The 12,206-nt window shown below is 63.1% G+C and carries 14 protein-coding genes and 1 tRNA gene; 7 read left to right on the top strand and 8 right to left on the bottom strand.

Annotated elements, in window-relative coordinates; all coding sequences use genetic code 11:
* The first annotated feature begins 375 nt into the window (after nucleotides 1-375).
* From EKH55_RS12955 to EKH55_RS12945, 3 genes are all read left to right on the top strand, one after another.
* Nucleotides 376-1,122, top strand: a complete 747-nt coding sequence (locus EKH55_RS12955) for a helix-turn-helix transcriptional regulator (protein ID WP_069459214.1) — start codon at nucleotides 376-378, stop codon at nucleotides 1,120-1,122.
* 144 nt (nucleotides 1,123-1,266) lie between these two features.
* The gene (gene mnmA / locus EKH55_RS12950; RefSeq protein ID WP_069459314.1) at nucleotides 1,267-2,463 is read left to right on the top strand and encodes a tRNA 2-thiouridine(34) synthase MnmA; all 1,197 of its coding nucleotides are present in this window, start codon (nucleotides 1,267-1,269) and stop codon (nucleotides 2,461-2,463) included.
* 133 nt (nucleotides 2,464-2,596) lie between these two features.
* Nucleotides 2,597-2,673 (top strand) — tRNA-Met (locus EKH55_RS12945).
* 280 nt (nucleotides 2,674-2,953) lie between these two features.
* Here the strand turns inward: EKH55_RS12945 and EKH55_RS12940 are convergent.
* Nucleotides 2,954-3,139, bottom strand: a complete 186-nt coding sequence (locus tag EKH55_RS12940) for a hypothetical protein (RefSeq protein ID WP_069459215.1) — start codon at nucleotides 3,137-3,139, stop codon at nucleotides 2,954-2,956.
* A 274-nt stretch (nucleotides 3,140-3,413) separates the two neighbouring features.
* Between EKH55_RS12940 and EKH55_RS12935 the strand changes: the two genes are divergently transcribed.
* The gene (locus tag EKH55_RS12935) at nucleotides 3,414-3,680 is read left to right on the top strand and encodes a hypothetical protein (protein WP_069459216.1); all 267 of its coding nucleotides are present in this window, start codon (nucleotides 3,414-3,416) and stop codon (nucleotides 3,678-3,680) included.
* Between the two features lie 416 nt (nucleotides 3,681-4,096).
* Complete coding sequence (locus EKH55_RS12930) at nucleotides 4,097-4,678, top strand: hypothetical protein (RefSeq protein ID WP_069459217.1); 582 nt, start codon at nucleotides 4,097-4,099, stop codon at nucleotides 4,676-4,678.
* 21 nt (nucleotides 4,679-4,699) lie between these two features.
* Here the strand turns inward: EKH55_RS12930 and EKH55_RS12925 are convergent, their stop codons facing one another.
* A complete protein-coding gene (locus EKH55_RS12925) occupies nucleotides 4,700-5,104 on the bottom strand; it encodes a hypothetical protein (RefSeq protein ID WP_069459218.1) in 405 nt (134 codons plus the stop codon).
* Nucleotides 5,105-5,372: 268 nt separating this feature from the next.
* On the opposite strand from EKH55_RS12925, the gene EKH55_RS12920 reads away from it, so the two are divergent.
* Both EKH55_RS12920 and EKH55_RS12915 read left to right on the top strand, forming a co-directional pair.
* A complete protein-coding gene (locus tag EKH55_RS12920) occupies nucleotides 5,373-5,561 on the top strand; it encodes a hypothetical protein (RefSeq protein WP_069459219.1) in 189 nt (62 codons plus the stop codon).
* 49 nt (nucleotides 5,562-5,610) lie between these two features.
* Entirely contained in the window at nucleotides 5,611-5,862 is a 252-nt protein-coding gene (locus EKH55_RS12915; RefSeq protein WP_083265349.1) for a hypothetical protein, read from the top strand.
* On the opposite strand, the gene EKH55_RS12910 is transcribed toward EKH55_RS12915, so the two are convergent.
* The 6 genes from EKH55_RS12910 to EKH55_RS12885 all read right to left on the bottom strand — a co-directional run bounded on the left by EKH55_RS12910 (nucleotide 5,854) and on the right by EKH55_RS12885 (nucleotide 12,192).
* Nucleotides 5,854-6,429, bottom strand: a complete 576-nt coding sequence (locus EKH55_RS12910; protein WP_069459316.1) for a HutD/Ves family protein — start codon at nucleotides 6,427-6,429, stop codon at nucleotides 5,854-5,856. The genes EKH55_RS12915 and EKH55_RS12910 overlap by 9 nt on opposite strands.
* A 4-nt stretch (nucleotides 6,430-6,433) precedes the next feature.
* Complete coding sequence (locus EKH55_RS12905) at nucleotides 6,434-7,759, bottom strand: YjiH family protein (protein WP_069459220.1); 1,326 nt, start codon at nucleotides 7,757-7,759, stop codon at nucleotides 6,434-6,436.
* Between the two features lie 36 nt (nucleotides 7,760-7,795).
* A complete protein-coding gene (locus tag EKH55_RS12900) occupies nucleotides 7,796-9,295 on the bottom strand; it encodes an HAL/PAL/TAL family ammonia-lyase (protein WP_151611581.1) in 1,500 nt (499 codons plus the stop codon).
* Nucleotides 9,288-10,115, bottom strand: coding sequence for a quaternary amine ABC transporter ATP-binding protein (locus EKH55_RS12895; RefSeq protein WP_069459222.1), 828 nt, complete (start codon nucleotides 10,113-10,115; stop codon nucleotides 9,288-9,290). Before EKH55_RS12895 ends, EKH55_RS12900 begins: the two co-directional genes overlap by 8 nt.
* Nucleotides 10,108-10,965 (bottom strand): ABC transporter permease, encoded by an 858-nt coding sequence (locus EKH55_RS12890; protein WP_069459223.1) that lies wholly within the window; start codon nucleotides 10,963-10,965, stop codon nucleotides 10,108-10,110. Before EKH55_RS12890 ends, EKH55_RS12895 begins: the two co-directional genes overlap by 8 nt.
* A 192-nt stretch (nucleotides 10,966-11,157) precedes the next feature.
* Nucleotides 11,158-12,192, bottom strand: a complete 1,035-nt coding sequence (locus EKH55_RS12885) for an ABC transporter substrate-binding protein (RefSeq protein WP_069459224.1) — start codon at nucleotides 12,190-12,192, stop codon at nucleotides 11,158-11,160.
* Nucleotides 12,193-12,206: the final 14 nt, after the last annotated feature.

Raw genomic sequence — 12,206 nt, 5'->3', positions numbered from 1 at the left:
AATCCCGTGGCATGGCCGGGATCGCGACGCTCCTGCCCATCCCCTCGGCATGCCGCGACGGGGCTGATTTGCCGGGGATTTTGCGACCCTTCGCGCCAGAAGCCATGCAATCACCACATTTCCCTTCGAGGGAGATTTCCTGATAACGGAACGCCCCATGATGCATACCGCGCGAAAACGTGCAGCGGGTTCGCGGCAACGGCATGCAAAGGAGCGAGCGTCGAAGCGGCGCTCCCGGATTTTCCGCCCGCGCATCACCACTCCCTTTGACTGGCCGCGCCGCGACGGGTTTCATTCGCCGCGGCTGCCGATCGCCGGGACGTGTGAAGCGTAGAACAGGGCCTGGCGACGGCGCCGGCAGCAGGGTGAGCTTGAATGAAGGAAACGAATGAACCGGCCCTGCAGCGCGGGGCCGACGCAGATTTGTTATTCGACGTCGACCCGGCGTCCGTGCAGACGGAGTACGAAGTCCTCCAACTGATGCGGCGGCTGGTCGCCCGCTATGGCTACGCGCATTTCCTGATCGCGCGGCTGCCGATGGGAGAGGAGCAGCGCTTTTCCGAGCGCCTGGTTCTCAGTAACTGGCCGGCCGACTTGGTGCGTCAATACGACGCCGAGCAGGTTTTCCCGGCGAGCGCGCTCGTCGAGCGCCTGCGCCGCACGAAGCTGCCCGTGATCGGCGGCCCGGAACTGCTGCAGGAGGCAGGGAGGGGCATGGAGAGGGGCGTGACCCGCCAACTCCAGCGCTATCCGGAGATGGCGCGTCATTTCGCCTTGCTTCTGCACGCGACCTCCGGCGAGCCGTTCCTGGCGGTGCTTTCGGGCAGTCGGGAGGAGCCCATCGGTGGGGAGCGGGCGATGATCTATCTCGCGCTCGTCCAGCTCTTCGAATGCCTCGAGCGCACGTTCGATGCCGGCCAACCCGCGCGCGAGCGATTGTCGAGCCGGGAGATCGAATGCCTGCGCTGGGCGGCCGCCGGCAAGAGCGGTGACGAGATCGCCATCATCCTCGGCATCTCCGCCTATACGGTGGCGAGCTATTTCAAGAGCGCCACCCGCAAGCTCGATGCGGTCAATCGCGTGCAGGCGATCGCCCGGGCGCTCAGGCTGAAGCTGATCTGATGCACTTGCCCGGCGAAGCACAAGTTTCTATATGTCGCGGCACGAAAGCCGTGGGAAAAAGCCGTTGGCGTGGCAGACGCCTTGCGGCCCGAAAGCGAAAAAGAGGGTGTCGGACGGCCGCGCCCGGATGCCGGATTGGATCCCGTGAACAGTCTCGATTTTGACCGCAAGCCCGAAGAGACGCGCGTCGTCGTCGCCATGTCCGGCGGCGTCGATTCCTCCGTCGTGGCAGGGCTCCTGAAACGCGAGGGCTATGACGTGCTCGGCATCACGCTTCAGCTCTACGACCATGGTGCGGCGGTGCACCGCGCCGGCTCCTGCTGCGCCGGCCAAGACATCGACGATGCCCGCCGCGTCTGCGAAACGCTCGGCATTCCGCATTACGTGCTCGACTACGAGGCGCGCTTCCGCGAAACCGTGATCAATCCCTTCGCCGAGAGCTATATTGCCGGTGAAACGCCGATCCCCTGCGTCGCTTGTAACCAGACGGTTAAATTCGCTGACCTGCTCGCGACCGCCAAAGAGCTTGGCGCCGATGCACTGGCGACCGGCCATTACATCCGCTCGCGGCCGAGCCCCAGACCTCGCCATGCCGGTCAGCGGGCGCTGTACCGGCCGGCGGATGCGGAGCGCGACCAGAGCTATTTTCTCTTTGCCACGACGCAGGAGCAGATAGACTATTTGCGCTTTCCGCTCGGCAGCCTCCCCAAAACCGAGACGCGCCGCCTCGCGGAGGAGATGGGCCTCGTCGTCGCCAGGAAGGCCGACAGCCAGGACATCTGCTTCGTGCCCCAGGGGAAATACAGCGACATCGTCTCGAAGCTGAAGCCGAATGCCGCGCTTGCCGGCGAGATCGTGCATCTCGACGGCCGCGTGCTCGGCACGCACGAGGGCATCCTGCGCTATACGATCGGCCAGCGCCGAGGCATTGGGGTCGCCACCGGCGAGCCGCTCTATGTCGTCTATCTCGACGCGCGCTCGCGCCGCGTCATCGTCGGCCCGAAGGAGGCGTTGGAGACGCGCCGCGTCTATTTGCGCGATGTCAACTGGCTCGGCGACGACGAACTCGACGAAGCGGCAGCCCGCGGCTTTGCGTGCTTCGCCAAAGTGCGCTCCACCCGCCAGCCGGCGCCGGCGGTGCTGAAGTGCGACACCGACGGACTCTATGTCGAACTCGTCGAGGGCGAGGCGGGGGTGGCGCCAGGCCAGGCCTGTGCGCTCTATTCGGGCACCGGCGAAGACGCCCGCGTCTATGGCGGCGGCTTCATCCGCAAATCGGAGCGCGAGCCCGCCGCCGAGGCGGCCCTGCAGGCGCTCCTCGGGGCGCCGACGGCCGCCTGAGACAGGCCGATCGGGCTCTTCGGGAAAACTTCGCGTTTTTCCCGAAGACATTGCTTGACACTAGCCGGAACAGCACCTTATAAGCCGCCCGACCAGCCGAAACGGGCTTCGCCAAGAAGCTTCAGGCACCGGCGGCGGAGTAGCTCAGTAGGTTAGAGCAGAGGAATCATAATCCTTGTGTCGGGGGTTCGAATCCCTCCTCCGCTACCATTAGAACAGTTGTCCGACCCGAAGACATAGGTAACAGACTGTACCTAAGACATGGGCGACAACCTCGTTGCAGATCGCCGTGAATTGCCGGAGTATTGCCGCGAAAGCGGGAAACCGGATATTTCGAACGGCCTTTCAAGAATTGCGCGGGAAGCTTCCTCAAGCTTGCTTGGCGGCAGGCTCCCAATGTCGCTGCGATTGCTGGTAATTTCCCTGCCCGCACGCTCGGTTCAGCACGCGCACTTGCCGCGACTTTCGGACCTATGCGTAGGCGGCATTCTCAGCGAGGTGTGAGGGCGTCCGTGGCCTGCGGCGTGTAGACGACTATATCGGTCCTTTTCTCCGAAAAAGCCCCACCGATCGCCAGGTAGACGAGGATAGCGCTTATGGAGAGCAAGAGCAGGCCGACAGGGAAGGCCGTTGAAGCGTTCTGTTCGGGCTTGTTGTGATCGCCATCGCTATACATATCGCACTCCCACAAAAGGTGCAGGAAGAACGAAAATGGCGTCGACCGGTTCCCGCTCGCGCGACGTCGGGGACTTAAGTCCGAGGCTGTGTGGTCAAAGGTCTTAGCACCATTGCGAAGTGGCTTTCCCGCTCCATAATGGAGGAATGAGCACCCCGCGAAAAAGGGGGTGAGCCCCTGCTAGCAGCCGTGAGTGCTCGGTCCCGGGGCGGTGCTTCCGTCCCTTCTGCAATGCCCTGGGACCTCACTTCCGGTCTTTCCCTCGAGGTCCGCCATGAATGCCCAGAAAATTCGGAAGCTCGTTGAAGACTGTCGACGCGACCTGTCGGAATATCTGTCGCCCGAAAGCGGAATCAGTGACAGGGAGATCGTCATCGCGCTGCTTTATCGGCTCGATGGACCTCAGGCTAAGGATGCGCTGGGTGAGGATTTTGACTACCGACCGCCGACGGACAATTCACGGACCGCCGAGCCCGCCGGGACTCGCCCCAACGAAGCCCGGCTGAGAATAATTTTCGGGCAAACAAGGAAATGCCCTTAGTGTCGAGCTGGCAGAGCTTGTCTGGTGATGGCTCTGCCGCAGTTTCGACAGCAACGGCTCTCGGTCAAGAGCCGTGATTTAGACGATCTCTTCGCACGCCCTTAAGGCCGAAGCGCCGGAAAAGTGCAATATTGGCGTGCCGCAGCAGGCCGAGCTGCAGACCGGAGCGTCTGCGAGAGATTTCAAGCGGAGGTCAAGCGATTATTGGCCGATGCGCAGATACCAAGTGTTACAGCGACCATTTGCGTGCAAAGACGCGCGGCGCTGTCACCGGGCGCAAAGTTCGAGGCGAGATCGATTCACCCGCCCGCATTTCTGCTCTGCCCAATCGCGAGAGTAGCCTCCAAGCCGCCTTGGCAGTATCATGCCCGCCGTGCTCCTCGCGGGAGGCGAAGTGAGCAAAGGAGGACCGAGTCATGCCAATGTCTTCGGTGCTGCGCCTGCTGCGGATGGTCTGTCTCGCAGCCGGTGCTTTTTTCATGTCCGTACAGCTGGTGAATGCAGCAGAGGCGCTTCCGCCCGAGCTCGAAAAGCTGAAGGTTTCGCTGGAGAAATACAAGGATCCGGTGGTTGCCGTGCGCGAGGGCTATTTCTCGACGCTCGGATGCGTCACCTTCGCGGAAGGAACGATGGGGGTTCATTTCCTGAACCCCGCCCTCATCGGTCCCGAGCCCGATCCGATGAAGCCGACCTTACTCGTCTATGAGCCTGTCGGCGACCGGCTGGAACTCGTTGCCGTCGAATGGCTGATCCCGCTCGCGACCGGCGTCAAGCCGAAGCCGGAGTTGTTCGGGCATCCCTTCGACGGACCGATGGAGGGTCATGAACCGCTTCTGCCGGCGGCGCTTCATCACTACGACCTGCATGCTTGGATCTTCAAGCCGAACCCGCGTGGGGTGTTTCACCCGGTGAACCCGGACGTCAAGTGCCCCGAGGGGCCCTACACCTTCCTGGAAGCGCCGGCGAAAATGCTGCCGCATCCAGCCGCGCACCAGTAGGACTGCGGGCGAATTGCCCGCCTAGCTTCTGCGCTCGCCTGCCGCGTCGTTGAGATCACGGGCGGGCGCGGAGGTGAAGGACGGGAAATGGTAGCCTTCGAGAGGCGTGAGGCTCTTCGATTCGCGCGCCGGTCTTTCGCGCGGCCTGCGGGGTCCGATCCTGGCCCCCAGTTCGTCGACATATTCGAGCGCCTCGTCGACGGCCTTGCCCGTCACCGCGCTGCCGTCGGCTCTGCCGACGGCTTGCAGTTCGCTTCTCGTCGCCTCCAGGAACGCTTCGATGAAGCGCTGTGGATCGTCGCTCTGGGCGGCCGCCCATCGGAGCAGCCGGCATGTCAGGATTTCGTTCACGCGCAACGCCGCGATGGTTTGACCGAGCATAAGCGTCAACTTCTGGAGTTTTTCGGGTGTGACCTTCTGCGGCATCGAAAACGCCTTCCCTTCTTTTTTCGATCTTTCGATCTTTCTTCTCTGCGGCCCCGCCGGGGCAGCGATCCTAGATCAACGGAGCGAGCGACGATCTTGTTCCGGTCCGGCCGAAGGGACGCCCTCGAACGTTCGCAAACCGGTTCGGGCGCGGGCGGCGCGTTGTCGGCGTTCCTCCCGAGCCCGCCTTCAACAAAACCCCGCCGCCGCCGCGGAACAAAGCCCACATTGCCCGCGTTGAATCACCGCAAGTCCCGGGAGGCGGAACATGAAGCACACCGACATCAAGAAGCTCGACCAAATCCAGACCAGACATGTCTGGGATGTCGCGGAGTATTGCCGGCGAAGCGGCCTCCACAAGACCGAGGAACGCCGGCTGATCCGGGTGCTCGGCAAGTTCGCCTCCAGTCATGAGCTTCAGATGAACGTGATCCGGCCTCAGACGCGCGTGCGCTGAACTTTTCGTCAATTTCGGTCGCATGCCGCAAGCCGCTAACAAGTGGAGAATGCGCGTGTGGGCAATTCTGACCGGCGCATTTCTGGTAATCTGCGGGCTCCTCTACATGATGGCAGAGGCGCTCAGCCGACGACGGCTGAGCAAGGAGCCTGATCCGGCAGTGGAGCCGAGGCAGAGCCTGGAGCCGCGGCGGCAGGGCCTGCGTTTCCTCGGTGTCGGGCGCAACTGGCCCGGCGTGGTGCTGATGTTTATCGGGGCGCTGCTTTTACTTTACGGCGCCTTCCTCCCGGAACTAGCCTGACATCATCTCGATCAGGAACACCTCTGACGCGATATCAGCCGAGAGGGTCAGGGCTATCGGTTGCTGTAGGATGGCGGTGTCCAGCGCATGCAGGGTCGCGGAAACGCCTTCGGTGCGAAGCGCGACGCTGCCTTTATGGCAGAAGAGCAGGATTTCCCGGGCATTGGTGGAGATCGGTAGCGAACCCTCGACATGCAACTTGCGCACCCGGTGCTTGAGCGCATGCCGCCGCGTCATGACGTTGAGGTCGGTGACGGGGCCGTCCGCCAGCCTCGATGATGTCGGCACGTCGGCGGGGAATGAAAGCGGCGGATCCGCGACCGTCAGCAGCTTCGGCGGCCGTCCCTCTATGACAAGCGTCAGGCCGTGGCCCTCGAGGACCGACAGCGTGCGGTCGATCCCCGGGAAGCTGGAAAAGGCGCCGTCGGCCGCGACGGTCGCCATGCTGACGCGCCAATCGAAATCCGCGAGCGTCGCCCGGTCCGGGGAGACGGCGATCTCCACCGTCTCGCCGCCGCCGTTCTTCCACGGCATGCGCCTGTATTCGATCGCGCGCAGGATTCGCATCATCTCAACCGAGCCATCCCATCGCCGCACCGATCCAAACGATCGGAGCAGCAACCAGTATGCTCAAAGCGACGCGAATATACCAGATCACCAGGAGATTCCGGAGACTGAGCGGGATCGACGTCGCCAGCATGCAGGGGATGGAGGCCGAGAGGAAAAGCACCTGGCTCACCGAAACCACGGCGGCGAGGAACTTCAGTTGCGGCGCCGCCTCCTTGAGAAGGATGGCGGGCAGGAACATTTCCGCCAGCCCCGAGGCGAGCGCCCTGGCCGCCTGCATCGGCTCGCCGACCTGGGCGACCCAGGCGAAGGGGTAGAGCGTCAGGCCGAGAATGTCGAAGATCGGCGTGTATTTGGCGGCAAGGAGGCCGATCAGCCCGACGGCCATGATGCTCGGCAGGATCAACGCGGCCATGCGCAGCCCGTCGAGGAAGCTTTCGCGCAGGAGCCCCGGCAGGCGCTTGGCGGAGGCCGCCTGCTCAAGTCCCGTCTCGATGGCAACGCTCAGGCGGTTGCGCCCAGCCGGCAGCGGCTGGTCGCGATCGCCTGCATGCGGAAGCCCTGCTATTGGCCAGACGCGCGCGGAGATCGCCGATACGAGGAAGGTGACCGCGAGCGTCGACCAGAAATAGAAGTTCCAGACGTGCATCAGCCCGAGCGTCTTGGCGATGATGATCATGAAGGTGGCCGAAACGGTGGAGAACCCGGTGGCGATGATTGCCGCCTCGCGCACCGTATACTTTCCCTCGCGGAACACCCGGTCGGTGATAAGCAGCGCCAGCGAGTAGCTGCCGACGAAGGAGGCGACCGCGTCGATCGCGGACCAGCCCGGCGTGCGCCAGATCGGCCGCATGATCGGCTGCACCAGCACGCCGGTGAATTCGAGAAGGCCGTAGCCGACCAGAAAGGCTAGCGCGAGCGCGCCGATCGGCACTATCAGGCCGACAGAGAGCACAAGCTTGTCGAAGAGGAAGGGCAGCATGTCGGGCGCAAAGATCGCCGCGGGGCCGATGCCGGCGAGGTAGAAAAGGGCGAGCGCCAGACCGATAACGCGCAGCACCGAGAAGACCGCATCCGTCGCCGACTTCCGCCAGGTCTTTTGCACGAAGGGAGCAAAGGCGCCATAGGCCATCAGCAGGCAGACGAACGCGATCGCCACCGGGCGGGCGCCGGTGGATATGGCGCTTGCCGCATGGTCGAGCAGGATCGTCGATTTGCCGCTCAACTCGACCGGCACGAAGAACAGGACAATGCCCAAAAGGCTGCAGAGGACGAGCCGCAGCGCGGCCATGCCGCGCGTGCCCCTTGCCGCCGTGGTGATATGCGTCATGTGGTTTCCTCCCTTATGCGATTGAAGTGCTGCGTCTCACGGTCCGATCGCGTCTGCATCGCCCTGCATCAGACGTTGCATCCGGTCGAAATCTTCGTTCATCGGACGATCATCGCGATAGATCGGGATCGCCGCGCGAATGCAGCCGTGAAGTGCGTCGGTGCGTTTCGCCCTGCCTCGCGCCCGTGGGTGCAGATCGTAAGCCTGGGCGGCGGCAAGCAGCTCAATGGCCAGGATCCTTTCGAGATTGTCGAGGATTGAGAGGACCTTCCACGCCGCAGGTGTCGCGTGAGTGAGTATGTCTTCCTGCAGCGCGGAAGTGATCCCGCCGTCGAGGCTTGCCGGCGCCGCCAGGCGGCGGTTCTCCGCCACCAGCGCGGCTGCCGTATATTGCGCGATCATGTAACCCGAAGACACGCCGCTGTCTTCGGCAAGGAAGGCGGGAAGACCGCTCACCAGCGGATTCACCAACCGGTCGATGCGACGTTCCGAAATGGCCGCCATCTCCGCCGCGGCGACGGCGAGGCTGTCCATGGCGAGTCCGAGTGCTGCGCCAACGGCATGCGCCTGCGAATGCACCTCCGGGGCCTCCGGCGAACCGGAGACGACGGGATTGTCGGTCACGCTCGAAAGTTCCCGGTCAACGATCGCGGCGACCTGCTCGAAGACATCGCGGGCGGCGCCATGCACCTGTGGCACCGCTCTGAGACTTAAGGGATCCTGTGTGCGGCTGCCGGCCGTCGCCGCGAGCATCGGGCTTCCCGCGAGCCAGTCGCGCAAGCTCTGGCCGACGGTCTGAAGACCGGGAGATTGTCGGAGAGCCAACGATGCTTCGGCAAAGGCATCGGCCTGGCCGCCGAGATTTTCATAGGTCATCGCTGCGGCCGCATCCGCCCAAGCGAAAAGCCTCTCCATGCGCGCGAGCGCCACCGCCGTCAGACCCGTGGCACAGGGGGTGCCGTTAACGAGGCTGAGGCCCTCCTTCGCTTCGAGCCGTATCGGCTCGAACCCGATGCGGGCAAGGGCTTGCGTGCCGTTCAGCATTTCCGCCCCCTGCATGGCTGAGCCATGGCCGATCAGGACGAGGCCGATGGCGGCGGCATGGGTGAGATAGCCCACCGAACCGCGCGACGGGATCAACGGAACGATGCCGGCATTGAGGAGGGCAAGAAGTGTCTGGACGGTTTCAAGCCGGACGCCGGAATAGCCGTGGGCGAAGTTGGCGATTTGTGCCGCCATTACGGCGCGAGCTTCGACTCGGCGAAGAGGAGCGCCGACGCCGCAAGCGTGACTGAGAATGATATTGCGTGAGAGCGACTGCTGGTGTTCGCGGCCGATCACGACGTCGCACAGCGCCCCGACGCCGGTGTTGATACCGTAGCCGCGGACGCCGCGCTCGACAAGGCCATCGACGATGCGGCGGGCATGGACGATCCGTTGGCGTGTAGTCTCCGACAGGTTCAGATGACCACCTTCGGAAACGGCAGCGATCTCTCGCCAGGTCAACGGTCCGTCGATTTCGATGGTCTCAGCCATTAGCTTCGGGCCTTCCCATCCGGCGCTGGACGAAGCGGGCGACATAGTCGTTGGCCGGGTTGTCGAGGATATCGTCCGGCGTGCCAACCTGAACGACACGCCCGTCCTTGAGGATCGCGATTTCGGAGCCGATGCGCAAAGCCTCGTCGAGGTCGTGGGTGATGAAGACGATCGTCTTTGCGAGGTTCTGCTGAAGCTGTAGAAGCTGGTCCTGCATGTCGGCACGGATCAGCGGATCGAGAGCGCTGAAGGCTTCGTCCATCAGGATCACATCGGTGTCCGCCGTGAGCGCCCGGGCGAGGCCTACGCGCTGCTTCATGCCGCCGGAGAGCTGATGCGGGAATTTGGCGTCGTAGCCTGAGAGGCCGACCGTCTCGATCCATTTCATCCCGATGTCGCGGGCGTCGCCTTTGGACACGCCGCGCACGCGCTGGCCGTAGACGACGTTCTGCAGGACGGTGCGATGCGGCATCAGTGCGAAGCTCTGGAAGACCATGCTGACACGTCGCATTCGGAAAGCGCGCAGCGCCCTCGCGTCAAGCTCGAGGATGTTGCTGCCGTCGAAGAGGACCTCGCCGCTCGTCGGTTCGATCAGCCGGTTGATGTGGCGCACCAGCGTCGACTTGCCGGAGCCCGAAAGGCCCATGATGACGAAGATCTTGCCGGCACCGATCTTGAGGCTGACATTGTTGAGGCCGACACTACAGCCGGAGCGGGCAAGGATGTCGGCCTTGTCGAGGCCTTCCTTTGCCATGTCGAGCGCCGCCTTCGTATTGCGGCCGAAGATTTTGTAGACGTTGCGAATCTCGATATCAGCCATCGCGGGCGTCCTCCGTGCCGGGCTTGCCAAAGCCTTGGGTGATGCGGTCGAGCACGATCGCGAGAATGACGATGCCGATGCCAGCTTCCAGGCCCTTGCCGACATCCAGGGTCTGGATGCCGTTCAGCACCTGTTCGCCGAGGCCGCGTGCGCCGATCATCGAGGCGACGACGACCATCGACAGGGCCATCATGATCGTCTGGTTGAGGCCGGCCATGATCGTCGGTGTCGCGAGCGGCAGTTCGACCCCGAAAAGTATCTGCGTCGGGCTGCCGCCAAAGGCGGTAGCCGCTTCGACCACCTCGCCGTCGACCTGACGGATGCCGAGGTCGGTGAGACGGATCAGCGGTGGAACGGCATAGATGATCGTGGCGAGGATCGCCGGCACCTTGCCAAGACCGAAGAGCATCAGCGCCGGAATCAGGTAGACGAAGCTCGGCATGGTCTGCATGACATCGAGGATCGGCAGGGTAATGTGGCGGACGGCGCGGCTCTTGGCGACGAGAATGCCGGTCGGTACGCCGATCACCACCGAAACGAGAGTTGCCATCAGCATCAAGGCCAGCGTCTGCATCGTCAGGTCCCAGAGCCCGAGCACGCCGACGGCAAGGAGCAGCGTTCCCACCGCAAGCGTCAGCGACCACCGCCGCGAACTTTGCCAGGCGAGCGCCATGAAGGCGAAAATGACGAGCCACCAGGGCAGCCCGCGCAGAATCCATTCGATGAACAGAACCGCCTTCAGAATGACGCCGCTGATTGCTTTGAAGACCCAGCCGTAATTGGTGACGAGCGCCTGGATGAACTCATTCACGGGGGCTCGGATAGAGAGATTGAGAGAGTCAGGAAACATCGGAACCGTTCCTTGCTCTACGGCGCCCGCGCGTCCCTTCAGACGTGCAAAGGTCGCTGTAGGACTTTGAATCGCTGCACGGTCCTTCCTTGAACCGGCCAGGATCAAGGAAGCATGCAGTGGCAGCAGGCTGCGGCCACTGCGTCTCTCCAGCCGGAAAGACGCGGTGCGCGCCTGCGGTTACCCGTGACGCTACTTGAGGCTTGCCTCGATCTTGCTGCGCGCTTCGTCGCTGACCCAAGTGCCCCAGATATCGGCCTTGGTCTTGAGGAACTCCGCTGCAGCTTCGGCCGCATCGACCTGGTTATCGGCCATATAGGCGAGGCTGCCGTTGACCTCCTCCAGCGGGAAGGTCGCTTTTTCGAGGATCTCTACGATTTCCGGAGCTTCCGAAGCGAAGGTGCTGTTCACGCCATAGGCGACGTCGACCGTGGGAAAGGCGCAGCCCTGATCGCGCTTGCCGTTGGCGCTGCTCAATTCCTTCCAGCAGGCTTCGTTGTAGGCGGGCTCTTCCAGTTGGACGAGCTTGAATTTGCCCATGATTGCGGTCGGCGACCAGTAGTAGAAGAGGATCGGCTCACCCTGGAGATAGGCGGAGGTGATCGCCGAGTCGAGCGCCGTGCCGGTGCCCGGCCGGAAGTTCACATAGGACTGGTCGAGCTTATAGGCTTCGAGCTTGGCGGAACTGACACCTTCGCAGGTCCAGCCGGATGGGCAGTTCAGGAAACGGCCCTTTGAGGGCTCCTCCGGGTCCGCGAAGACCTCGACGATCTTCGGATCGGAAAGTTGGGAGACGCTTTTGAGATCCGGCGTCTTGGCTTCGATATTGCGCGCAGGATCGCCGTGGACCACATAATCCGGCACGAACCAGCCTTCGCTGGCGCCAACGAATGTCTTGCCGATGGCGACGACCTTCTTTTCCTCCACCGCCTTGTTCCAGATATCCGAACGGCCCAGCCATTCCTCGGCGAAAATCTGAACGTCGTTGTTGGCAGTCGCCTGCTCCAGCGTCACGGAATTGCCGGGGATGGAATCGACCTGGCAATCATAGCCCTTGGAGAGGATCGTCTTCATGACCTCGGTAATGAAGGCGCCGCTTTCCCAGTCTATGCCGGCGAAGGTCACGGTCTTGCCGTCGCCGCAATAGGAAGCATTGGCCGTGCCGGCGGAAGCCGCGAGCATCAGAACCGCGGCGGTGAAGGTGAGTTTCGTTGTGCTGATCGGCATGCGTATTCCCCTTT

The organism is Sinorhizobium alkalisoli, from assembly GCF_008932245.1.
Lineage (GTDB): Bacteria > Pseudomonadota > Alphaproteobacteria > Rhizobiales > Rhizobiaceae > Sinorhizobium > Sinorhizobium alkalisoli.
Note: the sequence above shows the minus strand (reverse complement) of the source record. Positions and strands in the feature narration are given on the sequence as shown.